Raw genomic sequence first — 25,428 nt, 5'->3', positions numbered from 1 at the left:
TCAATTATAGCAGAATATAGCAATGATAAAAATAGCACACATAACGGTTGAACCGTCCAAACTCGAAGAATACAAGCAAATATTGAAAGAGGAAATAGAAGCATCGCTATGCTTGGAAGAAGGTGTCGAGGTTCTTTATGCCGTATGGGATAAAGAACATACAAACCGGTTTACGATTCTTGAAAAATACAAGAATCAGGACGCTTATGACCGGCATTTCGTATCGCCTCACCTCCAAAAATACTTTGCCCAAACAAAAGACATGGTACTTCATCTCGAAATCATGGATGCAATACCTCTTATTGACGGATTACGGATGAAATAACATGAAGAAAGTAAAAATAACCGTATTGCGTTCCACTTTTAATGAAGACTTAGCCCGCGACTATGGCATCCCGGGATTAAAGCCATGCAATATGATGAAAGAGGGACAGGTGTTCTATGCCGAATTAGGCAAGCCCGAAGGCTTCTGCGATGGTGCATGGCGAACCATTCACCCATACGTTTTTGCTCTTGCTAATGGTGCAAAGCAGTTCTATTTCAATGATTGGGTTCGCCAGCCGGGAGTTGCGATTACTTGCTGCAATGATGGCTTGCGTCCCGTCTTTTTCAAGTTGGAAGCAACGGATGAAGAAGTTAAATCTCCTTTTATTTGATGATTAACAAAATAGTATAAGACAATGAAAACGAATCTCAGTTACGACCAGTACATTCCAACCCGCATCCTTTTCGGGGCAGGACAGTTGAACAGCCTTCACGCACAACCCATGCCGGGCAAACGGGCTTTAATTGTCATCTCCAACGGCAAATCCACACGCTCTAACGGCTACCTCGCCCGTACCGAAGAACAGTTGCACCGGGCAGGTGTGGAAACCGAGGTGTTCGACGGCATTATGCCGAATCCGACAGTCGCCAACTCCGAAGCAGGAGCAAACACTGCACGTGCGTACAATGCCGATTTCCTCGTGGCACTGGGTGGCGGCAGCGTCATGGACTGCTCGAAAGCCATTGCACTGCTGGCTGCCAATGAGGGCGATTTATGGGACTATGTGCCCATCGGCTCCGGCAAAGGACAGCCGATAAAGAACCGTCCGTTACCTATCATCGCCATCACGACCACTGCCGGCACAGGCTCGGAAACGGACGGCTGCGGGGTCATTACCAAAGAGGATACGAACGAAAAGGCGTTCATCATGCACTCGTCGCTCTTTCCCGTCCTCGCCATCGTCGATCCGGAGCTGATGCTTTCCGTGCCTCCGCAGTTTACCGCCTTTCAGGGTTTCGACGCACTGTTCCACAGCGTGGAGGGATTCATAGCCGCCAGTGCCAACCTTGCCAGCGATATGAATGCACGCGAAGCTATCCGCAACATCGCCGAATATCTGCCGCGTGCCGTGAAAGACGGTTCCGATCTGGAAGCCCGCACCCGTGTGGCATTCGCCAACACCCTGTCGGGAGCCGTAATGACGCTTACCCTGCTTACCAGCGAACACGGACTGGAACACGCGCTTTCCGCCTATCATCCCAATCTACCGCACGGAGCCGGATTGATTATGATTAGCAAGGCTTATTTCAGCTATTTCGTCCGCAATCACGGTTGTGACGACCGTTTCATCGAACTGGCACGACTGCTGGGTATGACCGAAGCCACAAAGCCGGAAGATTTCATCACGGCTCTCGTTCGTTTGCAGGAAGCCTGTGGCGTAGCAGACTTAAAGATGTCCGACTACGGCATCACGCCTGACGAATTCGAGACCTTCATGCGCAACACACGCGAAGTAATGGGTATCATGTTCACTGGCGACCGGGTGCAAATGACGGATGAAGACATCGTACGGATATTTGCGGAATCTTATAAATAGCCGAAAATGAGTGAGAAAAATAGTATGACCCGCCGTGAAGCACTCAAAAAGATGGGTATGGTAGCGGCAGGGATAGGACTGGGCATCGGTGGCGTGAACGCCACCGATGTGCTGGGACTGTCCGAAAAAGAAGAAAAACGAGGAAAAATGAAGGTATTGGCAATCAACGGCAGTTCACGCAAGGACGGCAATACGGCGGACATGCTGAATCTTGTATTGGGCGAACTGAAAAAGGAAGGTTACGAGACAGAACACATACAGTTGGCAGGACATACGATAAACCCCTGCAAAGCCTGTTTCGCTTGTGCCGGAAAGAAAAACTGCGTGTTAGGCAATGATATGTTTCAGGAACTTTATCAAAAGATGACCGAAGCCGATGCATCATACTCGGGTCTTCAACCTATTCGGCAGATGTTTCATCCACGCTGAAAGCAGTAATCGAGCGTGCCAGCGTGGTCAGCGACACCAATCCGGGAATGTTCCGTCACAAGATAGGCGGAGCGGTAGCTGTTGCCAGACGTGCCGGAGCCATGAATACCATCGACACCATCAACCATTTCTTTCTCAACAAAGAAATGTACGTCGCAGGTTCCACTTACTGGAACATAGCTTACGGCCGTCTGCCCGGTGAAGCCATGAAAGACGAGGAGGGCGTCGCCAACATGAAAAACCTCGGACAGAATATCGCGTGGCTGCTTAGACGGATTTGAAAAACAAATAAACAGAGAATTAGATTACCTGAGAAGTTTACAGCTAATGAAGTTATTATTGCAGCATAAGATAGTTGCCGGATATTTATTATTGATGGCGGTCATCTGTTGTATGGTCGCCATCGTTTTACACGAGCGTAAACGTGTGGCGGAGATAGAGCAGGAGTCAATAACCATATTCCAGACACAAAGCAATATCAGCACTACCCATCGCCATATCACCGTGCTTGCTACTTTCGGGGAATCCGTCATGACATGGACCGGGAAAGATTGTGAGTTATACCGTACACGTCGTCTGAAAGCGGATTCCCTGCTGCAAATTTTACGTGAACAATGCAAGGAATTTGTGCGTCCGGAACAGGTGGATTCCCTCCGTACCTTGCTGCTCAACAAAGAGGAACATCTATTGCGGATGAAAGAAATTTTCCGGCAACAAAAACATATTGACAGCCTGCTGGCCGGTCAATATTCACTTGTCACATCACAAGCAAATACTTCCCATACTGTCACCCGCAAGAAAAAAGGGATAGCCGGATTCTTTGGAGTCAAGGAAACCGTACAATTGCCATCCGCTAATACAAAAGTGAGAGTACGGGGTAACGAGCTTATTTCCTTGCAGGAAGAACGCAGAAGAAACATTGAGACCTATACGGACAGCCTGCGGTTACACAATAAGGAACTCAACCGGAAACTACGCATGCTGATTACAAGTTTGGACGAGCAGACATCGATTGCATTTCAAAACAAAGAAGAACGTCTTAAAGCTTCCTACGAACATTCCTCTCTTGTCATTACCGGTTTGATTGCATTCTCCATAATCCTGTTGTTTGTTTTGTATCTTATCATACAACGGGATATCAAGATTAAGGCAAGGAACAGGAAACGCCTGGAAGAAACGATAGAACAGAACAATGCGTTGCTGGAAATGCGGAAGAATATTATCCTTACCATTTCCCATGACATCCGTGCCCCGCTGAACATCATCAGCGGGTGTGCCGAACTGGCTACGGACACCCGTGAAAAGAAACGCAGGAACAATCACCTGGACAACATCAGGATTGTATGTAAACACGTGGTACACTTGCTCAACAACCTGTTGGACGTGTACCGTCTGAACGAGGCCAAAGAAACCCGCAACGATGTGCCTTTCAGCCTTAAAGACTTGTTGGAACGTACCGTTTTCGGCTTCTCCCACGTGGTCAATAACAAGGGAATCCTGTTCTGTCACGATTTCAAGGATACCGATGTCAAACTTTACGGTGATGTGGACCGCATCGAGCAGATTATAGACAACCTGCTCAGCAATGCCGTTAAATTCACGGAAGCCGGTACAATTAGTCTGAATGCCTGTTATCATGAAGGAGAACTGCTGTTAGAAGTCAAAGATACCGGTATCGGCATGAGTGAGGAGACGCTCTCCCGTATCTTCCGTCCGTTCGAACGCTTGAGTTCCGTGGCTAACGCCCAGGGATTCGGACTGGGTCTGCCAATCACGAAAGGACTTGTCAACCTGCTTGGCGGAACCATCAATGTGACAAGCAGTATAGACCAAGGCAGCACCTTCCGCGTGACACTTCCCATGAAGATGACGGATGAACCGATAGAAAGCGAGAACCGGATAATCCCGCACCCGGTACACCTGCCCCAAAATGTACTTGTCATCGATGATGACACCATGTTGCTGGATGTGATAAAGGAGATGCTGGAGCGCAACGGAATGAACTGTACAACCTGTGCCACTTCCAAAGAGGTTGTAAAGGCAATGCGGGGCAAGGATTATGATTTGCTGCTGTCCGACATTCAAATGCCGGGAACCAACGGCTTCGATCTGCTGACGCTGTTGCGGAACTCAAATATCGGGAACTCCCGTACCATACCCGTTGTGGCCATGACTGCGCGCGGTGACAGGGACAAGGAGGCATTTCTCCATGCCGGATTTACAGACTATATCTACAAGCCTTTCTCTTCCTCCGAGTTGCTCAGCCTGCTTTCAACGATAAGAAAAAACCGACAGGAAGATAACCATAGCGTCGATTTCAGTCTGATACTCTCTGAAGTCAGCAACAAGTCGAAAACGCTTCTTTCCTTTATATCCCAGTCGGAAAAAGACCGGAAGGAACTCGGTACGGCAATGAAAAACGGTGACAGGCAGAAATTGCGTGAAATCACCCACCGGATGCAGCCGATGTGGGAATTGCTGCAAATGGAAGAAGCCTTGTCGGCTTATCGCGCTTTACTGAAAAACGAGACTATAAACGATAAGATATTGAATGAACATACCCGGCAGATTATGGATTACGCCGCCATACTTATTAAAGTGGTGGAAACCGAGATAAAAAGAGTGACGAATGAAACGGAAGATACTGATAGTTGAAGACAATGTAGGTCTGTCACAGATGCAGAAAGACTGGCTCGCCCAGGCGGGTTATGATGCCGTGACGGCCATGAACGAGCCGATAGCACGCTCGTTGATACGCAGAACGCAGTTCGACCTGATATTGTCGGATGTGCGATTGCCGGAGGGGGACGGCATTTCCTTGCTGGAATGGTTGCGCAAGGAAAGAAAGGACATCCCGTTCATCCTGACCACGGAATATGTTTCCGTTTCGGATGTGGTGCGTACCATCAAACTCGGAGCCAGGGATTACCTGCCCAAACCGGTACACCGGGAGCATCTGCTGGAGTTGGCGGAAGATGTGTTCCGCCCGGTGGCTACGGTGCGCAGGAAAGAGAAGGAGCTGTTTCACCGAACAAGCCCCAGGATTCTGCAAGCGGAAAAGTTTGCCGGGCTGGTTGCTCCGTCCGATATGTCGGTAATGATTCTCGGTGCCAACGGAACCGGCAAAGAATCGATAGCACAAACCATCCATAACAACAGCGAACGCTGGAATATGCCGTTCGTCGCGGTAAACTGCGGGGCGTTGCCGCGTGAACTGGCCGCCTCGCTCTTCTTCGGGCACGAGAAAGGGGCGTTTACCGGTGCCGACAGCGCCAAGACCGGATATTTCGACATGGCGAAAGGCGGCACGCTGTTTCTGGACGAAATAGGGACGATGTCCTACGAGATACAGTCCTTGCTCCTGCGGGTATTGCAGGAGAATACCTATGCTCCGGTAGGCGGCAGGGAGCGGACAGCCGATGTGCGGATAATTGCCGCCACGAACGAGGATATGCAACTGGCCATCCGGGAGGGACGTTTCAGGGAAGACCTTTACCACCGGCTGAACGAGTTCGAGATTCGGCAGCCGTCGTTGGCGGAATGTCCGGAAGACATCCTGCCACTGGCCGAATTTTTCCGTGAACGCTATTCCAAAGAACTGAAACGGGAAACGCAAGGCTTTACGGACGATGCCAGGCGCAGGATGCTCGCCTATCACTGGCCGGGCAACGTGCGGGAGTTGCAGAACCGAATCAAACGTGCCGTGCTGGTCACGGAAACTCCTTTGTTGGAACTTCCGGACCTAAATACCGGCGGTCAAACGGAGCGTGTGAATAAGGAGATTGCCCCTGTCATATTACCATTGAAAGACGAGAATACAGAGAAGGAATCCATCATCAAAGCCCTGCAAATATGCAACGGGCACCGTGAACAGGCGGCACGGTTGCTGAAAATAAATTCCGCGACACTGTATCGGAAAATGAAGAAATACGGGTTGCGGTAGATTGGAAACACGAATAAAGCTCGTTTTCTTTTTCAATAGCGGTCATTTCTTGAGAGACGGTCTGTATATTACGGAGGTCATTTTTCCAATTTTTGTTCCTGTTTTTCCGCTTTTGGGCGCAACGACTTCGGAGTGGAGCCCCTCCCGAGCCTTCAGGCGAGTGCAAGTTGTTTTGGGGTGCCGGAAATAATTTCGGGTGCCCCAAAACACAACTTGCCATGTTCGCTTGAACATGAATTTTTCATCCGAAAAATTGTAATATAGCGGACTATTCTCTTCCATCCGAGAAAATTCTTTCTTCGTCATCTTTATAACTCCTTGAATACCCAAAATCGGCACCATCGGGACACCAGAACGGTGTAACAGGATGACACATGGTGTCACAGGCCGTCATCAGGCTGCCATGAGAGTGCCAATCCGGAAAATTTATCGTTATTTTGGCGTATGCCGGAATGCGTCCGGTCGCACAAGTATCCATGTGTTCGTCAGGTACGGGGTGCATGGTTACATCATACCTTTCGATAACGGGTGAATGTGAACATATAAGAACATAATAATGCAACCGTCCGCCCATGTGTGAATGCGTGACCGGCCTGATGTCAGGCAGAACACGTGGGGGATTGGGCACATGACCGACTTACCGGGCGGATGCACATACCCGCCAGATAATGTAAACATGTGATAAGGGTGGTATTCTTACATTCACGAGGTGAGGAAAGTGCAGGACTGCCGGAAAAATTGTCTAACTATCTAAAATATGGAATTATGGTAAAGAGAAAGGAAGTTAAAATCGACGAGGAGCAGATACGCCGCGTAATGGCCGGGGATATTCCCGCCTCCGTCCTGGAAAATCGTTATGGGAACAACGCTGCCGGCTCCCAAAAAGAAGATGGCAAGGAACCGGAAAACCGTTCCGGGATTCCTGTCGAACCTGACAAGGTGGAAGCTCCCGGTTCCGGTGTGTCCGGCAGCGAGGAAGAAACGCCGTCCCAGGTCCTCCGGGAGAAAACATGCCGGAAAAAGAACAGTCTTCAGGAGTATCCCGAACATCTGTTTGGCAACAACGTTGTGAAAGAACGCCGGCAGACCTATGTCAGCAGCGAGAACTACGAACGGGTGCGTACCCTGCTTTCCGTAATCGCGCCCACACTCAGCATCTCGTGCTATATCGACAATATCCTCTCTGCCCATCTGGAACAGTACCGTGACGAGCTGAACGCATCTACAGCAGCCGTATCAACCTGAAACCGTTATGATACATCCCGCCGCATGAAAAAAGGGACACCCGGAGGCTGGAATCTCTTCCCTCCTCCGGATGCCCCTGCTTTTTCTTCCCGGTACCGGCTTATCTCGTACCGGTAGTTCTCAACCCTTTCGGTATCGGGTTGTCAAGGATTATCCTGTAGCAGAGTTTGCCGTCCACTTTCACCAGTTTCCTTGCCACCATGAAGCCCGCACACCTCTCCACCTTCGCGGCATCAAGTATCATGCCGGCTATGAAGCTGTTCGAGAAGCGGGCGCAACGCGGGTCGTTCCATATCGTGAACCCGTTCTCGTCGTCGGAAACGAACATGTACCAGTCTTTCGGCCTGTCGTCGTCCCTGGCGATGCACAGCCTGTTGCCTGCGTGCAGGCCCAGCTCCCTGCTCAAAATCTTGCTCAGGTACATGCTGCCGTCACGGCATACCGTGATTATCCGTTTCCCCTTGTAGGTCAGTGCCGGGTGGGAATTGCTCTTGTCATAAACAGTCAGTTTCATAATCGATTATGTTTTGAGTGATACATTTATTATCTTTCAGATTTGTCATGCCGACTCTCCGGCCATTATCAACCTTCTTCTGGCGATGAACTTCCGGTTTGCCCGAAGGGATTCCATCATCGCCTGTACCCGTCGTGTTACCGCCGATGTTTTCTCTCCCATGTGTCTGGCAATGGTGCGGAACGAGCTGCCGGTCTCGTAGAACCGCAGCATGAATATCCTGTAATCCTCGTAAGAGAAGTGCCGCCTGAGGAAATTCTGTATATCCCTTACCAGCCTGTCGCATCCGGTAAGCACCTCTTCCCGTTTTTCCGGTTCTTCCGCATCGTCGGTCTTTCCCAGTTTCACGAAATACTCGTTCCCGGGAAAGTCGTAGCGGCTGCTGTCCCTCGTTCCCGTCTGTAGCATTCTCCGGTAACATCCGAAGAAGTAGGATTCCCAGTCCTCGATTCCGCCGGAGAACATCACCTGTTTCCTGACTGCCAGATAAGCGTCATGGAATGCGTCCTCGTCAATTTTTCCATAGATGGAGAGTCTCTCTTTCATTCTCGCGTATGAACGGCCGAACCATTCGTTGAAGTCTTTCACGTCTTTTGTTGCCATATCCTTTTGCTTTTATCTGTTAGACATCCGGCCCGTGGTACGGGCACTCTTGTTTCTTTGTATGCCTTACAGCCGTTCTCCCACCGGAAAGTCGTCAAGGCTCGGCTGGAAAAAATACCGGAGCGCAGCGAGGATGATTTTTTCCACGCCGACCCGCAGGGCCCCGGCCTTGCGCCCCGGTGGGGAACGGCTACCTTTGCTTCAAAGAAATAAGTGTGTCCTTTTCTGTTTTCACCTTCGGAATTACAGCCGGACGGTGAAAAGGGATGTCTGCCGGTGACACCTCTCGTCCGGTTGGCAGCCCGTCTTGATTTTTTTATTTTCTTCGCTTCCGGAAACGGTTGGGATGGCATTATTTCCTCGTTCCGTTTTGTAATAAAAATCAATGTCAAACTTAAATTTACAGGAATATGGAAGTAGTGGTCATAGAGAAGGCAACTTTCGAGAGGATGCTCTCGGGGTTCGAGGATTTCGCTAAAAAGGTGGAACGGCTCTGCCGGGAGCATGAGGATTTAGGAGAAAGGGAGTGGCTTGACAGCGATGACGTGTGCAAGCTACTCTGCGTCAGCCCGAGAACCTTGCAGACGATGCGGGAGAACGGAACGCTGGCTTACACGAAGATAAGCCACAAGGTGTACTACAGGCCGGAAGACGTGAAGGCCGTCTTTTCTGTGGTGGGAATGAAACGACGTATGGCCGTTGATAAGGGAAAAGAATGTAATATTAACAACCTAAAGTAGCATGCTTATGACTGACAACGACAACATCCGGCTGCTGACACCGGAAAACGACACGCGCGTGAGAGCCTTTTTCTCGTCGCTGGAAGACCTTTCTAAAAGGGTGGAGAAAATACGTGACAGCAACAAGCCGTCGCTGGACGGGGAACGCTATTACACCGACAAGGAACTGGCGGTGAAACTGAAGGTCAGCCGCAGGAGTCTTCAGGACTACCGTAACAACGGCATACTGCCATACACCCAAATAGGCGGTAGAATCCTGTACAGGGCCTCTGACATAGAACGCACCTTGATGGACGGGTACAGGGAAGCGTACAAGTTGAAAAATACATAAACATCGAACTTTTATCATAACATGATTCAAAATGAAAAGTGGGGAGAAACCGGCTAAAAGCAGGGAGAAGAAAGTAAAAAGTAGGGAGAAAATCATCGCTTTGCTTTCACAGGGCAATACACTGAGCGCAGCAGCACTTGCCCAGCGGATAAGAATACCCCCCCCAAAGCCGTGGAAAAAACAGATTGCCAGGCTGAAAGCGGACGGAGTGCTCCGACGAATCGGGCCGGACAAAGGCGGATATTGGCAAGTGGTCGAAAAAACGGATTGATTTTTCTGGAAAGAGCGCAGTTTGCTGCCTGCTCGCTTCATCCATCTTTCAAAAGCAATTTGGAAATAAGCAAAATTCTATATTCTTCTTGCTTTGTAAAATAAAAAGATTTAATTCTTGATTTCAATCTCTACTTGTGTGAGAAGTTCGGCTACAGAAACAGTTGTAGCGTGATGCAAAATGCCAACGGCTTTTGTGTGAACATCAGTGAGCGTGATTTGGACTGCTACATCCGCTTTTGGGAGTATAGCTGTGGAAGAGGCAACTTCCCCGACTAGTCTATCATCATTGTGCGCAATAACTTCGAGAAGGACCAAGAAGAAAACCTGAAAGATTTGGCTCGGTTCTTCAAGGAGTACATGCCACGCTACGGTTACAAATACCTATGCACTAAAGGCGACGACTATAAGTATTATCAGACACTTGGTTTGAAGTGTATAATGGACGGTTTTTGTTCCAATTATGCACTAGCACTGAAAGAATTGAATGTCTAATACATGAATTAAGATTAAGGAGGAACTTCCCTCCTCTTTTCTTTTTATATAGCATAACATTTTATATCTTTGTATTCAAATTGATGATATAAAAATAAAACAATGGATAAACCCATGAATCGAATAAAAGAGGTGCTTGAAGAAAGAGGAATCAAGCAGACTTGGCTGGCAGAGAAACTTGGCAGAAGTTTCTGCATAGTCAATGCATATGTTTGCAACAGACGACAACCAAGTTTAGAAGTTCTGTTTGAAATAGCATCCATTCTTCAAGTAAACCCTAAAGATTTAATTGATAGCAAAAATTAATGTATTATGGCTAAGACTCAAGACGAAATAAAAGAGCTACTTTCCACGAATTTATTTAAAAAGGGAATTGCGAATAATTATATTACTATCAACAACGATAATAGTTATATAACATACCATTGTAAGAATAATGCAAAACGTAAACTCAGTAATCCAGAGGAATTTGTACAAGCAACAGCATATCTAAAACTTGTTATTGACTATAATTATTCGCCTCTGAATATATCTGTCAATGAAAATGTTCAAGTAGGTTCTTCAACAAAAGAAGCAGATATTCTTGTTTATAATGAGACAAATTCTAAAATCTTGATTGTAGTTGAATGTAAAGAAGAACAAATAAATGAAAGGCAATTTCAGGTTGCAGTTGATCAAGCATATAGCTATGCCCATTCTTTGGCAAGTCAGTATATCTGGGTTACGTCTGGGATTAAAGATGAGTACTTTGAGATAGTTGAACTATATCCAATAGAACGAATTAGCATCTCAGACATTCCCAAACGAGCGGGGAAAGTTGAAAGGTATAAATATGTAAAAGGAGCAAAAGAACCTCAAGCCGGGACACAGGCAGAATTGAGGCAAAAGTTTAAGTCTGCTCACGATGCATTGTGGGGTGGCGGAGCTTTAGCTCCTACTACGGCTTTCGATGAATTGGACAAGCTTATTTTTTGTAAGATATGGGACGAGAAATGGAGAGACAATACTCCAAAAACAAAAGGGGAACCGTTTGCTTTTCAGATCATATCTTATCCAGAAGACAAAGATGATAAACAGAATCTGAAAGCTAAAACGGAACTTGAAAAACGTGTTCGAGAGTTGTATGAGCATGGGCGCAAGAAAGATCCAGAAGTATTCAAAGATGACATTAAGCTTGACAAACACAAGATATATACCGTCGTTCAGTATCTACAAGACATAAATCTTTCCAGAACAGATCTTGATGCAAAGGGGGTTGCCTTTCAAAGTTTCATGGGAGAATTCTTCCGTGGAGACTTCGGACAATTTTTTACGCCTAATCCGATTGTTGAGTTTATCGTTAATTCTATAAATATTGATAAGGACTGGAAAGTACTTGACACATCCTGTGGAAGTGGTGGTTTCTTGCTTCATGCTTTAAAAACAATTCGTGACGAAGCTAATGAAATATATGGCGAAAATGCTGAAAGTTCATCATGGAAAGATTATTGGCATGAGTTTGCCGAAAAACATTTATTCGGCATTGAAATCAACGAGCAAATATCGCGCGTTGCCAAAATGAACATGATAATTCACGATGACGGCCATACTAACATTATCACTAATGATGGTCTTAAGAACAATAAGACATTAGAGATAGAAAATCGTAATCTTAAATTTCAGGATGGAACGTTTGATTTGATTATGACCAATCCTCCATTTGGTTCTACTATTAAGGCAGACGAAGTAAACTATTATAAAGAATATGAGCTGTTTGAAAAGAATCTTGGCATAACTGAGATAAAAGACCGGATTGCAGATGACAACAATAAAAAGAAATGGCGTGCATCTCAAAGTACAGAAATTCTGTTTTTGGAGCGATGCTATAAATACCTGAATGAGGAAAATGGATATTTGGCAATAGTCGTACCTGATGGCATTCTGACAAATTCAACAAGTCAATATGTACGTGATTGGTTGGTTGAAAAATTCAAAATACTGGCTGTTGTTTCTCTACCACAGCATACATTCTCACACGTTAAAGCCGGTGTAAAATCTTCTATTTTATTTCTCAAAAAACATCCAAAAGTTGTGACTCAGAAATTTGAACAAACGCTTAAAGATGTTAAGGCTCTTGTGCAGAAAGAAAAAGACCTTGACAAAGAACAGCGCACAGAACGGATGTTAGATCTTTATAAGGAGCGAATCTTTCAGTTTGTTAATGACTATAAAGTTTTAATGATAGAAGTTGAAAATATTGGTTATGACGCTACAGGAAAGAAGATAGAGGGTAGTGAACTGCCTGAAGTTGCAAAACGTATTAAGTCAATAATTTAGTATTGCTTATGATTGAAAATAAAATAAATATCTCACAAGCTTTAGGTAATCGTTTTGATGTGTCTTTTTACAATGCACGTTTTGACTTTGTATCTAATTCGTATCCTTCTTTTGATTTAGGACAATTAGTTTACATAAATCCTCCTGTTTCATTTGATGGCATTTCTGATAATGAAGAAATGTCATTTATTCCTATGGAATCTATTGATGAACATAATGGAACTATTAAGACATTGAAAACTATCCGATTTCGGGAGATTAAAGGTTTTACAAAATTTCAAGAAGGCGATCTGTTATGGGCAAAAATTACTCCATGTATGCAAAATGGGAAATCTGCAATTGCCTGTAAACTAAAAAATGGATTTGGCTGTGGTTCAACGGAGTTTTTTGTACTAAGACCAAAATCTGATAATATTTTAATTGAATATATTCATTATATATTACGGGATAAGCGAGTATTGAAATCTGCTCAAAATTCATTTGGTGGCTCTGCAGGTCAACAACGTGTATCAAGTTCTTATTTAAAGTCTGTAAAAATACCACTCCTTCCTATTGATATTCAAAAACAAATTATCAAGCAATATATTCAAGCGCAAGAAGCAAAACAGAAAAAAGACGAAGAAGCGAAATCTTTGTTAGATAGTATAGACTCTTTCGTGTTAAAGAATATGGGAGTAGCTTTACCCTCAAAAGATATTTATGCAAAAGTAAATGTAGTTTCCTTATCTCAATTAATTGGCAATAGGTATGACCCTTATTACCATAATGAATACTTTGAAGAAGCATTTAAACATCTAAAAGAGACCTCCAATTACAAATTGGTAAGATTAAGTGATATTACCGTATTGATAACAAGTGGTATTACTCCAAAATCAGGCGGTGATGATTATACTGATTCTGAACATGGTGTAGCATTCATCAGAAGCGGCAATATTGACATTATGGGCGAAGTAGATTTTGATAATTTATTATACATAAAACGCAATGTCCATAATACTCGAATGAAGTCATCTAAAGTACAAAACGGTGATATAATGATTGCTATTGTTGGCGCAACAATAGGACAAGTTGGAATTTACCATTCGTCTCGTGAAGCAAATATCAATCAGGCAATAGCTTTAGTACGATTGAAAGATGGATATAATCCGGAATATATTAAGGAGGTAATAAAATCTTCAATAGGCCAACTTAATCTTGATCGCCTTAAACGACCAGTAGCCAGGGCTAATATAAATCTTGAAGAAATATCCTCTATGCTCATTCCTGTGCCTGAAATCGAGATTCAAAATGAGATGGTAAAAAGTGTTGTTTCAATACGGCAACAAGCAAAACAACTTCAAAAAGAAGGAGTTAAATTACTTGAAAGTACAAAACAAGAAATAGAAAAAATAATATTAGGCTAATCCATGAAAGAAGATATTTATAGCATTGCATGTCAATGCCAAACAATCATAAAGACGCAAGTAAGAATTACACGGAATAAAATACCATATTCTCATTTGAATCTTATATTTACAGATTATGATATTAATGGTGATATAAAACTATTAGAGACAAATCTGTTGGCTTTAGTGGAAAATATCAAAGTCAAATATCCGACAATATCCCAGTTACTACAGAAACATATAGATCAATATGACAATGATAAAATTATACATTTAAGTGCTATTGAAGCCATTGTTGACTGTATCGTTTCTTTAGAAAAGAAAGATGTAAATAGTAAACGAATTTTCATAAGCCATTCGTCCAAGAATAAAGATATTATTGAAAAATTTGTTGATTACATCTTGCAACTCGGTATAGGAATAAAAGCCGAAGACATCTTTTGTACTTCTATTGAAGAAATGGGAGTAAAAAATGGTGAGGATATTCGTAAACACATACAAACGAATATTCAAAATGTAGATTATGCGTTCTTGATAATTTCTAAAAAATATAAGGCCAGCGAAATCTGTATTAATGAAATGGGGGCAGTATGGGCTTACGACAACAAAGTACGATTATATCTTTTACCTGATGTGAATTTTAATAAAATAGGTTGGTTGTGCGACACTCGAAAGGCAGAAATGATAAATTCATCTATAGCCTTAGATGCGTTACATAAAGAAATGATAGAATATTTTGGATTACCGGATAAGGAAATCTGGAGTCGCCAAAGAGAAGCATTTCTAAAATATATAAATAACATCAAGTAGAAATTATGGCAAAGTTAGAAGGAATAATATATAAAACATTTAATCATTATGTTGTGCTTAGAGGTTTCGCCCCCATAAAGGATTTGGCCGCAATATCTCATAAACCAGATTCATATCAAAGAAATGCTTTGGACAATCATAAAAAAGAAATCGTTGAGTTTCTTGCAAATGGAGAATACAAGTATTTCCCTGAAATTACTCTTGCTTGCAGAGTACATGATTATGAGAACTTTGCAAGAAATATCGGTATTGATAATGCGGTAGATAGAGATGATGCCCAATTTGTTCCTGGATTAAAAGTTTTAAGTGAAAGACTCCCTTATGAGGGGTATCGGGCAAGACATGCTTATTTAATCAAAAGAACAAATACTGAATTAGTTAGGGTTGACGGGAATCATAGATTGGAACCTTTTGACAGTCCTGCTGATAGCGTTTGGACTGAAACAAATGCGGACATAAATGAGTTGAAAAAACTTATTGTGCCTTTTACTGTGATATTCTCAGCAGAAGAACAAGCGGACAAGTTTGAAGCTGGTATATTCCATAACATAAATTTTAAGCAAGAACCATTAAGACAAGAGGCAAGTTTGAAAATTATTCATGATTTGAATGTGTTTGACGATAAAGAAAATTTAGGGAAAGAATACCCAATTGCACTTCGTCTAATAGAACAAGTAAAGTCAGGGCGATACAATGCGATTCCTTGGTTAAGGGTTAATGATTCTATTGACCAAGACTATTATCGTACTGCTTGTTTGAGAATCGTACAATTAATTAACAAGTTTATTCCAGAAATTAAAGAGGCATACGAAGAAGAGCAAAAAAGGTTGCCAGGTACTCAAGCAAAATATGAAGAATTGGATTCGCAATTAGTTAAACTTCAAACATTGCATGATCAACTTGTAGAGAAATTAGATGATTTCAAATTTAGGAGCAATTATGATGTAACTTCATCAGAGTATAGGACACTGGAGAAAGATGTTTATGGATACAGTTTGCAAGTACGCGATTTGCAAAATCAATACAATGGAGCAAAATACTCATTAGAAGTCAGAAAGAGTCAATTGAAAACTTATCAATCATTTCTCGATAAGGTACAAGATGCAAATACCATAGAACAAGCTTTAAATATAGTTGGACGAGAATATGAACAATTTGAGGGAAACGAATATGGGAATATTGCTTTCTTGTGTGCAATGGTGTTTTATGCATTATTAGATAAGAATCGACTTAAATCCTTTGTGTATTGGGCGAAGCAAAATGGAATAAACAAAATTGTTGATGCAGACGATTTGTCCAACGATGGCTCAGAGAACTTGGTTAATATGTTTGAGCGAATACATCAGACAAAAAGAAATGAGATTTTCATATCAATGCAATTTGGGGATTCTCAAAGTGAATTGATATACGAAAAAATTGTTCGAGCAGTAGAGACATTTAATGCTAAACATCGCAATATAACATTGAATCCAAGACCTATTAGAATTGATAGAACCATTGAATCAAGCACATTCTCCATTCAAGATAAAATACTGGAAGCTATACAATCATGTAGTTTGATTATTGCAGATTTAAGTAGTGCTAACATTAATGTTTATCATGAAATAGGATATGCAATGGGGGTGGCACAATCTCACAATATGATTCCTAACATGATATTATTATATAAAGAAGACACTGACCACAATAAAGAGAGAAAAGATATGGATAAATTTATTGGATTCAATTTAAGGAATTTGTCACAACTTCGTTTTAAGGATTATTCCCAGTTAGTTGATGGACTTGTAGAACGATTAGAAAAGCATTACGGTGTATAATTATGGGCAAAACAGTAACAACATATCTCATTGATGGAGATCCGAAAGGAACTCAATACGCATTCATTAGCAACAAGATTTGCCAAATGTTTGTCGTGCCACGTTCTAACCTCTCTTATTTGAATACACAAAAGAAGTTGCAAAAACCTGCGTTTTATATATTACTAGGCGAAGATGAATCAACCAACCACAGGCATATATAGGTGAAACGGAAAACTTTAAAGAACGTGTAAAAGACCACGACAGCAAAAAAGCGTTTTGGCAAAAAGCACTCATATTCGTATCGAAAGATGCCGATATGACTAAAGTTGATGTGCAATACTTAGAGTATAAAGCGATAGCTGAAGCCAAGAAAGCAAACGCTTTTGTTTTAAGCGATAATAAACAAATCCCTAAAGCACCGAATCTACCAGAGCATCAACAGGACTCAATAGATGAATTTTTCGAAGATGTGAAGTTTTTGGCATCATTTATCGGTTGCAATATCTTTGAAGTATCACAACCGAAGGAAGAACATTTGTTCTACACCAAAGGTAGAGGATGCAATGCAAAAGGCTTCTATAGTTCTGATGGATTCACAGTCCTAAAAGGAAGCATTGTTGCCCCAACAATGGTACCGTCTTTCAACTGGAAAGAAAAGCGAGAAAAGATGCTTCAAGACTACACCGCCAATGAAAACGGAATATTGGTATTGACATCGGATAAAACTTTTTCAAGCCCCAGTACTGCCGCCGATTTCTGTATTGGTAGTAGCAACAACGGCTGGTTAGTATGGAAAGATAAAGATGGAAATACATTAGATTCAGTTTATAGAAAACAATTAGAATAGATGATATGAATATATTTTCTAAAATTTACAAATTCTTGTATGATTTGAATAAGGTTGAATCTGAATTACATTGGATAAGAAAAGGATGGTATATAATATTGTTGATTTTTTCGTCAATGTATGTATTAAAAAACTTTGATACATTTGTAACTCAATGTTTTATTTGCAAATTTGATGGAAACAGCTTAATTTTTGTTTTATGGTTATTGTTATTAATCATGCCTCTTATCAATAGTATAGAAGGATATGGTTTTAAATTCAATAAAGAACAAGCCAAGCAAGATGAAATAACACATAAAATCAAAATATTGAAAGAAGATATTATTAAACAAAATAACCATCCTGATTTAGCCGAGTTAGAAAATCAATTAAAAGACATTCAAAAAGAATACACAAATGAATAATTATAATAAGAATCAAGAATTAATCCGCAAATATATTCGTGAATTGATTGATGACGGATTAAAGCAGATGAAAGATTATAATCTTTCAGAAGAATTGTATGGTATATGGCTGAAATATTCTCAACAAGTTTTGGAAATAACTACCAAAGATTATAATCCTGCAATTTTATTGAATTATCTTAGTGTTGTTATGTCAATTAATCCCCAATTAAAGCCTTTTCAAAAAATTGGAATATGCTTGGATTACCTTATAGGGGTATTGAGAATTATTTAAATAATAAAAGCAGGTTAACTCTGATATATTACATTAAATGCTAAACTTCGACGAATACATTCAGCAAGGCGAGCCGCAAAAGCGTGAAAAAGGCTATGCGTGGCAAACGGCAATAGGACTTCAAGCGGTAGATGGCCTGAAGCCCTCCGAATATCTTATTGAGACTGCTCGTAAGCATATTGAGGGGGATATAACCATTGATGAAGTACAACAACTTATCAAGAGTTACTACGATTCGAAAGATATTCGTACTGAAAAAGATTACGAAACGGAGGAAGCCGATAAAGTTTCTGCTAATATAACCAAGCTCTTGAACGAGCGTTCGTTTGCTTTCACTGTAGCTGGATTGACCGCTATCCATCGACGAATATTTGATGGTGTATTCAAATTTGCTGGACAAATCAGAGATTACAATATTACCAAAAAAGAATGGGTACTTCGTGGTGATACCGTATTCTATGTATCTGCTCCAGACATTCGGAAAGCCATCGAATATGACCTTGAACAAGAAAAGACGTTTGATTATACGGGGTTGGACATTTATCAAATAGTCAGCCATATAACTCAATTCGTATCGGGATTGTGGCAGATTCATCCGTTTGGAGAAGGTAATACCCGAACTACAGCAGTGTTTGCCATCCAATATTTACGTTCGATGGGATTCAATGTTGAGAATGACCTTTTCGCTAAACACTCTTGGTACTTCCGTAATGCTTTAGTTAGAGCCAACTATCAAAACATACAAAAAGGAATCAAAAGGGAAGCTGCCTATTTGGAACGATTCTTTCGTAACCTATTGATGGGAGAAAACAATGAATTGAGGAATCGTTTTATGATAGTAAATGCGCCCGAAGACATACTCATCTCCACCCCGACAAGTACCCCGTCAAGCACCCCGTCAAGATCGGAAAATCCATTACAGATAGATAATGAAAATATCATCCGGTTAATAAAAGCTATTGCGAACAATAGATTATCTGTCAAAGAGATGATGGCAACCGTAGGATTAAAAAACCGTGAGAATTTTATGGAATACTCACTCAATCCAGCCATAAAAGAGGGATTTGTTTCTATGCTCTACCCCGACAAGCCTCGCCATCCCCGTCAGAAATATCTGTTGACGATTAAAGGATTGGCAGTGTATAATTCTAAATATATGCAAAAATGACAGACAAGAACTGCATATTCCCTATTCAATCTGAGAACATAAACATACAATCAACTAGAAAGCCATTACAAGCGTTCTGTAACATATCTGCGGAAATATCCTATCTTCAATACATTGTAGCTGATAGCGGACATTCCACAAAAAGACTGAAAATAGACGGCACAACACGTGTATGCAAAACAATGAAATACAATGATTTGCATTTGTCCTTGCATTCTATGTACTTGTAAAAACGGAGGTTGTACTGATAAAATGAATTGTCACTGATAATCAGTGATGTAAATATGCTGCGTTGGTAGTGTCAATATTCTTGGCTATCCAATAGGAGAAGATAGTATTATAAAAATTGCAGACATCAAACTTACAAACGAACTTTTGGATGTCATTTACAACAATGGAAAGAAGCTGTATGAAAACTCAAGAAGTAAGGAAAAATCGACAAAAGAGAAGAAGAAATAAAAAGTAGGGAGAAAAATCATTCACTATGCTTTCTAAGAACAACACGCCAAGTGCAAAAGCTTTTGCCGAACAACGCTATAGGAAAGCAGATAGCCTGACCGAATGCCGACAAAGTGAAAAGCACATTGAACCGGACAAAGGCGGATATTGTCAAGTAACCGAAAAAACGGATTGATTTTTCTGGAGGGAGCGCAGTTTGCCGCCTGCCCGCTTCATTCGGCTGTCAAAAAATATCCCTCCTATAGGATATCGGAACAGCATACAGACCGGTAGTATTCTACTGAACGTATGCTGTTTCTCTTTTGTTTTTGTTCCGACTTTTCCGTCGGTCGCTTGTTTCCGCTGCCGACGGCATCCATTGTACAGACGTGAAAGGGAAAAAGTTTTCGGGCTGAATACGCTCCGAAGGAGGAAGATTCTGCCCGAAACGGCCTGCCGCCCGACTTTTTCACTTTCAATGAAGTCTGTACTAACTTCCATGGGCGGCGAGGAAGCGGGCGACCGCGAAACAGGGATTCTAATTGGAAGATGCCCCGTTTTCACGTCTCCTTGCCATCAGCTTATCCATATCCTCGGAGATTTTATCATCGGTCACTTTGGCATAGCCTTGTGTGGTCCGGATGTTCGTGTGTCCCATCATCTTGCTGATACTCTCGATCGGCACACCTACTGAAAGCGTCAAGGTTCCGAACGAATGTCTGCTTGCGTGGTAGCTGAGATTCTCTTTCACGCCGGCCAATATGCCTATCTCGTGGATGCAGTACCAAAGCCTGTCCCGATTGGGCAGAGGGAATACCGGCCTGCCGTCATCGGTTGTATTGTAGAGGGACAATATCTGTTCGGCTACGGGGTGTAACGGTATAAGGGACTCGACATCGGTTTTCTTCCTGTTAATACGGATATACCTCCTGCCGTCCGCGGTTGTTCCGATATGCGAGGGATAAAGCCGTTTCACATCGACATATGACAGCCCCGTGAAGGCCGAAAAGATGAAGGCCCTCCGGGTAAGCTCCTGCAACCTCTCCGGCATGGGCTGCTCCATGACCCGTTGCAGTTCCGCCCGGCTTATGTGTTTCAACTTGTAGTCCGGTTTCTTCTCGTAGGGGACATCCGCAAGCGGATTGAAACGGAGTATCTCCCTGTCCACTGCAATATAGATAAGACGGTTCAGCCATGTAAGGCAGTGGTTGATATGCCCATTCCCGCAGCCTTTGGTTTTCAGATAGAGTTTATAGCCCCAGCCGAAGTCTTCGGTAATGTCCTCAAAGGCGATGTCCCGCATACCCAGCGACAGCAGATACTCGTGCAGGTATGCCTGCGAGGATTTGGACTGGCGGTAAGAGGAGGTAGAATCTATCACTTCCGAGCGGATTCTCAGTCTTTCCCGCTCCTCTTCCCCGGCTTTCAGCAATGTGACCGGAACGGTTGCTACATGGGTAATCTCGTTCTTGAGCATTTCCGCCGAGACCATACCCGCGTCCTTCAATAGATTGTCATATGAGGTCTCAATTTTGGAACGGAGTCCGACAAGGAGGTTGTTTGCCCTTGCATCCTTTACTTCCCCTGTTTTGGCGTTCCAGTCTTTGGGATTGCAGTAATAACCGGTGGCAAATACGCTGCTCTTGCCGTCAATGGTGATACGGCACAGTATTGAAGTCGTTCCGTCTGTTTTGACCTTGCCGCGGTTGATGTAGTATAGAATGGAAAAAGTGCTTCGCATAATCGAATTGTATTTATAGGGTTAGAGAATGAGTTTCAAATCTTTTGTCGCTTTGATATATTTGTCCATATCCTCGAAGAGTTTCTTAGGGGTTACACGGGCATACACCTGGGTAGTCCTTATATCCGCGTGCCCCAGCATCTTGCTGACAGTCTCGATAGGTACGCCGTTTTCAAGGGTCATGAGGGTCGAGAACGAGTGCCGTCCCATGTGGTAGGACAAACGCCCCTTGATACCGGCTTTCATTTTGATGCTCGTCAGACACCATTTCAGAGCCTGGTAAGGAATTACGGGAAACAGTGTGCCCCGTGTATCGTCACGGTATTTTTCGATAAGGGCTACCGCTTCGGGCAGCAGCTTCACACGGCTCAACTGCCCGTTCTTCCCCCGGCGGTATTTCAGCACAATGCCCCGTTGTCGTCTCTTGACAGGTTGTCGGGAGTGATGGCCACCACATCCACGTACGAGGTTCCGGCATAACAGGCGAAAAGGAACATGTCCCTGACAATGGAGTGTTCGGGGCGGCATCCGGTAAGCTCTATGTCCCGTATCTTCTCGAAATCCTCCTTGCTTAACGCTCTTGGAGGTGTTTCCTTTTGTTTGGGTAATTTGTAGTGTTGAAAATAGAACTTGTCCGAGTGCCCCTCCTTGAATGCGATGCGGCAAATCTTTTTAAGGATGGCCAAATAATGGCGCACTGTCTGGACGCCCAAGCCTTTCTCTATTACCACATACTCCTGAAATTCCCGGATGAATAGTTCGTTGAGCTGGCAGAAAGCAAGGTCGGATACTTTGAACCTGCTGCTGACGAAATCAGCGAGACGGCTGCGGGTATAGAGGTAATTGGGAAGTGTACGGTGAGACACATCGATACCTACACGTGCCCTGACTTCCCCAATATGCCTGTCGAAGAGTTTGAGCAAGGTCATCCGCGTCTCTTTGCTGCCTTGGAAGGCTTCCTTGACTGCTGTCGCATCGAAATCGGTCTTTCGTTCCAGAAGGGAATCGAAAGCGGTATTCACCGCCAACAGCAACTTGTCGATTTTCGCGTTGACTTCCACCGCCTCCTTGCTCTTGCCGTTCAGACGGCTTTCACGGGGATTCCACAGTTCGGGAGTGATGGAGAGCTTGCAGCTGAACTGCGCCATCGTCCGGTTAACGGTGATGCGCCCCATTATCGGGGCTTTGCCGGATTTATCCAGTCCGCTCTTTTTGAGGTAGAGCAACACCTTGAATTTTTCTACTTTCATACGCTTATATTTTTAGTGGCAAATTTACCTGTTTTATAAGCGTTCTTCGATATGCAAAACTATGACAATCAGTGTAATATATCGCTATTTTAAATTGTTTGATCCGCTCTTCGTTACCTTATCCCTGCCGGTAACAGCCCTGCTAACGATTTGGTAACTGAATATTCTCAATAAGCCTCGCTTTTTTGCGTTTTACTCATGTGGAAGAATATAGAGAAATAGTTAATTACCAGAAAATTGCGTTACACCTTCTTTTCGTTTCCATTACTCATATTACTTCTTTCTTTCCACATGGCGCGCCATACATTTGCTGTATTCGCTTTGAATAATGGGGTCGATGTACATAAAGTTAGTCGTTTGTTGGCACATAGTAGCGTGATGGTAACAGAAAAAGTGTATGCGAAATTTCTACCTGAAACATTGCAAAAAGAGGTGGAAACAAAGTTAAACTTTGATTTCACCCCTGATTATAACACTGCTGCTGATTAATTATAAGCATAGGCTTCATAGTGGTTGTGGGATAAAAATTGGTCTATATCTTCTTGGGTGTACCAAAATTTATCCCCTTCTTTATGATATGCCAATTTGCCATCGTCTCGGTACTTTCGTATCAATTTGTCTTGTACTCCAAGCAATTCTCTAATTTCACAGTTTGTGTAAATTTTCTTTTCTGTAATTTTAGATTTCTTAGATAGTTCTCTTACTTGTTCATTTAGTACTTCTATGCTTAAGATTAATTGGTTCAGCTTCTCACTATCAATTAATTCATAACTCATGGCTTAAATATATTATTCTCCACTCAGGTCATAGAGTTATAGACAAGGTGGTTATTCTTATGTAATGATATGGGAATATCGTTACGTTGCAAATATACGACTTGGAGTAGTCATTTACCACTTTTCGGCGGCATAGACTACGCTTTTTGAGATATTTAACATACTCCTACCACCGTAACCCCTCACTCAGGGAGGAGGAAGTCCTCCCTATGGGGGGTATTTTGCATGTGGTTTGCTTTCGGGAGTCCCAAATTTTGGCTATATTTTTTGTGATTTCACCCAATTGTAGAGACTGCTTTTGCCGATTTTAATGCCCTGATTTTTCAGTGATTCCAAATTCTCTTTAATTGATAAATTCGTATCGTATAATTGTTTGAGTTGTAAGTCCAATAACATTTTAGTGGCTATGTTTCGGGCTGTTTGTTTGCTTATTCCATATTTTTCGCAATACTTGGGATTTACAATAAACAGTCTTTTGTCCTTTTGTATGTTGATATTTCGCTCTATATCACTCCAAGAATCTTTGGCTATTTGGTATAATATTTTATTGGTTATAACCTTATCTTGGTTATCCACATAGTACCTACGTTCGCACACAAGGCAGTATAGTAAGTGCTCTACTGTAATATCAGGTAGCATTATCTTTCGGAGTAAACAACCGTCATATAACAGCTTCCTGCGGTTTCCTGATTTAAGTTTAACAACGTGGCTTTTATATGCCACTTCATTGCCATTTTTGATTTGCGGTTCTCTGTACCAATATCGCTTTATTTCAATATAATTGTTAGGTAATAATATATAAGGTGTATCTGTATCCGTCTCAGGCAGTGGAGTAGCTTCAAGGAATGGATATACGTTTGCATATTTACGTATAAATTCTTCTTCGTTTCTTTTATAACTCATGCCCCAAAAGTCTTTCATAAATTCAGTATTACCAATCGGACTTTCCAAGTCTGTTTGTATGTTGTTCTTCCTCTCTTTTTTTAATATACTATCTGAGTTGGAAAAATAATTTTCATCAAACCCAAAATCCGTAGGACAAAGTATATTATCATTATAATAATATACAATGTTATCATTACCATTACCTGCGAATTGCTGCGAAGCATTCAAACATGTTTTGTCCTTTAAATCAAAACCTTCAATCTCTTTTTGGATATTATAAACAATAGTATTAGCTATGCCCCTATAATATTCATTGCTTCTTATCGGTTCGTTAAAAACATAAATCAATCTAAATCTATTATTTACATTATCAATATTACTATACGTAGTATAAATGATGGTTGGCTTATGTTCATCTTTTAATGATAAATAGAAGTCGTTCATAGATAGAAACGTATCGTCAATATCCAATACTACGCAGTCTGCAAAGTCAAAATTGGCAATCGTTTTTTCTCTAAGTCCAAATATTTCACTTGTTGTTTTGAAGTTTTGACAAATGCAATGCCCTTCGCAAATAAGGTTTACAAGTTCCTCTATGGTTATTGTATGGCGTTTATAGGTTAATACTTTCCAATTATCAGGTTTGTTCTTGAATTTTTGCACGCTAACGCCAAGCGTGATTTTCTTTTTGTCGTTATTAATCATTTTATATTATTGTGCAGTAGCCTTTTATCTACGCACTACTTAAAAAGGATTCCTCTTCAAGTGTTTTCAATGCAAATATACGACTTGAAATATATCACTACCACCTTTTTAATTAGAATTGACAAAAAAAGTCTTTTTGAGTTAAAGAAAGATACGCAAGTACGGTATATAGAATATGTTTTTCTTTTTTATATTATG

Annotated in this window: 26 protein-coding genes and 5 pseudogenes; 23 read left to right on the top strand and 8 right to left on the bottom strand. The window is 42.1% G+C overall.

What is annotated here, in order from left to right:
* Window positions 1-22: 22 nt before the first annotated feature.
* The 6 genes and pseudogenes from JCM17102_RS01220 to JCM17102_RS01195 all read left to right on the top strand — a co-directional run bounded on the left by JCM17102_RS01220 (window position 23) and on the right by JCM17102_RS01195 (window position 6,234).
* Window positions 23-325: a putative quinol monooxygenase gene (locus JCM17102_RS01220; RefSeq protein ID WP_025073658.1), complete on the top strand. Its 303-nt coding sequence runs from the start codon at window positions 23-25 to the stop codon at window positions 323-325.
* A gap of 1 nt (window position 326) precedes the next feature.
* Complete coding sequence (locus tag JCM17102_RS01215; RefSeq protein ID WP_025073657.1) at window positions 327-656, top strand: TIGR04076 family protein; 330 nt, start codon at window positions 327-329, stop codon at window positions 654-656.
* 24 nt (window positions 657-680) lie between these two features.
* Window positions 681-1,862: an iron-containing alcohol dehydrogenase gene (locus tag JCM17102_RS01210; protein WP_025073656.1), complete on the top strand. Its 1,182-nt coding sequence runs from the start codon at window positions 681-683 to the stop codon at window positions 1,860-1,862.
* 6 nt (window positions 1,863-1,868) lie between these two features.
* Window positions 1,869-2,572, top strand: a pseudogene (locus JCM17102_RS32325) (flavodoxin family protein).
* A gap of 46 nt (window positions 2,573-2,618) precedes the next feature.
* Window positions 2,619-4,946, top strand: coding sequence for an ATP-binding response regulator (locus JCM17102_RS01200; protein ID WP_025073655.1), 2,328 nt, complete (start codon window positions 2,619-2,621; stop codon window positions 4,944-4,946).
* Window positions 4,921-6,234, top strand: a complete 1,314-nt coding sequence (locus tag JCM17102_RS01195; protein ID WP_025073654.1) for a sigma-54-dependent transcriptional regulator — start codon at window positions 4,921-4,923, stop codon at window positions 6,232-6,234. Before JCM17102_RS01200 ends, JCM17102_RS01195 begins: the two co-directional genes overlap by 26 nt.
* Window positions 6,235-6,502: 268 nt before the next feature.
* Here the strand turns inward: JCM17102_RS01195 and JCM17102_RS30585 are convergent, their stop codons facing one another.
* Window positions 6,503-6,808 carry a hypothetical protein gene (locus JCM17102_RS30585; protein ID WP_159106300.1) on the bottom strand — a complete coding sequence of 102 codons (306 nt, stop codon included), beginning with the start codon at window positions 6,806-6,808 and terminating at the stop codon, window positions 6,503-6,505.
* Between the two features lie 191 nt (window positions 6,809-6,999).
* Here JCM17102_RS30585 and JCM17102_RS25650 point away from each other — a divergent pair, with 191 nt between their 5' ends.
* Window positions 7,000-7,479, top strand: a complete 480-nt coding sequence (locus tag JCM17102_RS25650; RefSeq protein ID WP_275564292.1) for a DUF3408 domain-containing protein — start codon at window positions 7,000-7,002, stop codon at window positions 7,477-7,479.
* Between the two features lie 100 nt (window positions 7,480-7,579).
* On the opposite strand, the gene JCM17102_RS21355 is transcribed toward JCM17102_RS25650, so the two are convergent.
* Both JCM17102_RS21355 and JCM17102_RS01175 read right to left on the bottom strand, forming a co-directional pair.
* Window positions 7,580-7,993, bottom strand: a complete 414-nt coding sequence (locus tag JCM17102_RS21355) for a hypothetical protein (protein ID WP_033886401.1) — start codon at window positions 7,991-7,993, stop codon at window positions 7,580-7,582.
* A gap of 45 nt (window positions 7,994-8,038) precedes the next feature.
* The gene (locus JCM17102_RS01175) at window positions 8,039-8,596 is read right to left on the bottom strand and encodes a sigma-70 RNA polymerase sigma factor region 4 domain-containing protein (RefSeq protein ID WP_025073651.1); all 558 of its coding nucleotides are present in this window, start codon (window positions 8,594-8,596) and stop codon (window positions 8,039-8,041) included.
* A 213-nt stretch (window positions 8,597-8,809) separates the two neighbouring features.
* Between JCM17102_RS01175 and JCM17102_RS30580 the strand changes: the two genes are divergently transcribed.
* The 15 genes and pseudogenes from JCM17102_RS30580 (at window position 8,810) to JCM17102_RS30860 (ending at window position 20,069) form a co-directional block, all read left to right on the top strand.
* Window positions 8,810-9,016, top strand: coding sequence for a hypothetical protein (locus tag JCM17102_RS30580; RefSeq protein WP_025018267.1), 207 nt, complete (start codon window positions 8,810-8,812; stop codon window positions 9,014-9,016).
* Complete coding sequence (locus tag JCM17102_RS21350; RefSeq protein ID WP_033886400.1) at window positions 9,007-9,336, top strand: helix-turn-helix domain-containing protein; 330 nt, start codon at window positions 9,007-9,009, stop codon at window positions 9,334-9,336. The genes JCM17102_RS30580 and JCM17102_RS21350 overlap by 10 nt, the downstream gene beginning before the upstream one ends.
* A gap of 7 nt (window positions 9,337-9,343) precedes the next feature.
* Window positions 9,344-9,667: a helix-turn-helix domain-containing protein gene (locus tag JCM17102_RS21345; protein WP_051572675.1), complete on the top strand. Its 324-nt coding sequence runs from the start codon at window positions 9,344-9,346 to the stop codon at window positions 9,665-9,667.
* A 31-nt stretch (window positions 9,668-9,698) separates the two neighbouring features.
* Window positions 9,699-9,938 (top strand): putative DNA binding domain-containing protein, encoded by a 240-nt coding sequence (locus JCM17102_RS01150; RefSeq protein ID WP_025073648.1) that lies wholly within the window; start codon window positions 9,699-9,701, stop codon window positions 9,936-9,938.
* Between the two features lie 113 nt (window positions 9,939-10,051).
* Window positions 10,052-10,432, top strand: a pseudogene (locus JCM17102_RS29375) (hypothetical protein).
* 102 nt (window positions 10,433-10,534) lie between these two features.
* Window positions 10,535-10,738, top strand: coding sequence for a helix-turn-helix domain-containing protein (locus JCM17102_RS01140; RefSeq protein ID WP_008628687.1), 204 nt, complete (start codon window positions 10,535-10,537; stop codon window positions 10,736-10,738).
* A 6-nt stretch (window positions 10,739-10,744) separates the two neighbouring features.
* Window positions 10,745-12,748 (top strand): type I restriction-modification system subunit M, encoded by a 2,004-nt coding sequence (locus JCM17102_RS01135; protein ID WP_025073647.1) that lies wholly within the window; start codon window positions 10,745-10,747, stop codon window positions 12,746-12,748.
* 8 nt (window positions 12,749-12,756) lie between these two features.
* Window positions 12,757-14,151 (top strand): restriction endonuclease subunit S, encoded by a 1,395-nt coding sequence (locus JCM17102_RS28755; RefSeq protein ID WP_025073646.1) that lies wholly within the window; start codon window positions 12,757-12,759, stop codon window positions 14,149-14,151.
* Window positions 14,152-14,154: 3 nt separating this feature from the next.
* Complete coding sequence (locus JCM17102_RS01125; RefSeq protein ID WP_008628684.1) at window positions 14,155-14,943, top strand: toll/interleukin-1 receptor domain-containing protein; 789 nt, start codon at window positions 14,155-14,157, stop codon at window positions 14,941-14,943.
* 5 nt (window positions 14,944-14,948) lie between these two features.
* Window positions 14,949-16,760: a hypothetical protein gene (locus JCM17102_RS01120; RefSeq protein WP_025073644.1), complete on the top strand. Its 1,812-nt coding sequence runs from the start codon at window positions 14,949-14,951 to the stop codon at window positions 16,758-16,760.
* A gap of 2 nt (window positions 16,761-16,762) precedes the next feature.
* Window positions 16,763-17,589, top strand: a pseudogene (locus JCM17102_RS25645) (GIY-YIG nuclease family protein).
* 5 nt (window positions 17,590-17,594) lie between these two features.
* Entirely contained in the window at window positions 17,595-17,993 is a 399-nt protein-coding gene (locus JCM17102_RS01110) for a hypothetical protein (protein WP_008628681.1), read from the top strand.
* Window positions 17,986-18,267, top strand: a complete 282-nt coding sequence (locus JCM17102_RS01105) for a hypothetical protein (RefSeq protein ID WP_008628680.1) — start codon at window positions 17,986-17,988, stop codon at window positions 18,265-18,267. Before JCM17102_RS01110 ends, JCM17102_RS01105 begins: the two co-directional genes overlap by 8 nt.
* Before the next feature lie 37 nt (window positions 18,268-18,304).
* Window positions 18,305-19,435 (top strand): Fic family protein, encoded by a 1,131-nt coding sequence (locus JCM17102_RS01100; RefSeq protein ID WP_025073643.1) that lies wholly within the window; start codon window positions 18,305-18,307, stop codon window positions 19,433-19,435.
* Between the two features lie 484 nt (window positions 19,436-19,919).
* A complete protein-coding gene (locus JCM17102_RS30860; protein ID WP_168770338.1) occupies window positions 19,920-20,069 on the top strand; it encodes a hypothetical protein in 150 nt (49 codons plus the stop codon).
* On the opposite strand, the gene JCM17102_RS30855 is transcribed toward JCM17102_RS30860, so the two are convergent.
* The 3 genes and pseudogenes from JCM17102_RS30855 to JCM17102_RS25640 form a co-directional block, all read right to left on the bottom strand.
* Entirely contained in the window at window positions 20,045-20,374 is a 330-nt protein-coding gene (locus JCM17102_RS30855; RefSeq protein ID WP_008628674.1) for a hypothetical protein, read from the bottom strand. The genes JCM17102_RS30860 and JCM17102_RS30855 overlap by 25 nt on opposite strands.
* 37 nt (window positions 20,375-20,411) lie before the next feature.
* On the bottom strand, window positions 20,412-21,614 hold the full coding sequence (locus JCM17102_RS01090; RefSeq protein ID WP_025018273.1) for a site-specific integrase: 1,203 nt from the start codon (window positions 21,612-21,614) through the stop codon (window positions 20,412-20,414).
* A gap of 21 nt (window positions 21,615-21,635) precedes the next feature.
* A pseudogene (locus JCM17102_RS25640) lies at window positions 21,636-22,864 on the bottom strand (tyrosine-type recombinase/integrase).
* Window positions 22,865-23,143: 279 nt separating this feature from the next.
* On the opposite strand from JCM17102_RS25640, the pseudogene JCM17102_RS21320 reads away from it, so the two are divergent.
* A pseudogene (locus tag JCM17102_RS21320) lies at window positions 23,144-23,353 on the top strand (tyrosine-type recombinase/integrase); the annotation flags it as partial.
* On the opposite strand, the gene JCM17102_RS01075 reads toward JCM17102_RS21320, so the two are convergent.
* Window positions 23,350-23,640, bottom strand: coding sequence for a helix-turn-helix domain-containing protein (locus tag JCM17102_RS01075; protein WP_025073640.1), 291 nt, complete (start codon window positions 23,638-23,640; stop codon window positions 23,350-23,352). The pseudogene JCM17102_RS21320 and the gene JCM17102_RS01075 sit on opposite strands and share 4 nt — an antisense overlap.
* Window positions 23,641-23,898: 258 nt before the next feature.
* Window positions 23,899-25,230, bottom strand: a complete 1,332-nt coding sequence (locus JCM17102_RS01070; RefSeq protein ID WP_025073639.1) for a hypothetical protein — start codon at window positions 25,228-25,230, stop codon at window positions 23,899-23,901.
* Between the last annotated feature and the right edge of the window lie 198 nt (window positions 25,231-25,428).

The organism is Bacteroides faecichinchillae JCM 17102, from assembly GCF_000614145.1.
Lineage (GTDB): Bacteria > Bacteroidota > Bacteroidia > Bacteroidales > Bacteroidaceae > Bacteroides > Bacteroides faecichinchillae.
The sequence above is the reverse complement of the archived record's forward strand: the minus strand, read 5'-3'. Positions and strand labels throughout refer to the sequence as shown.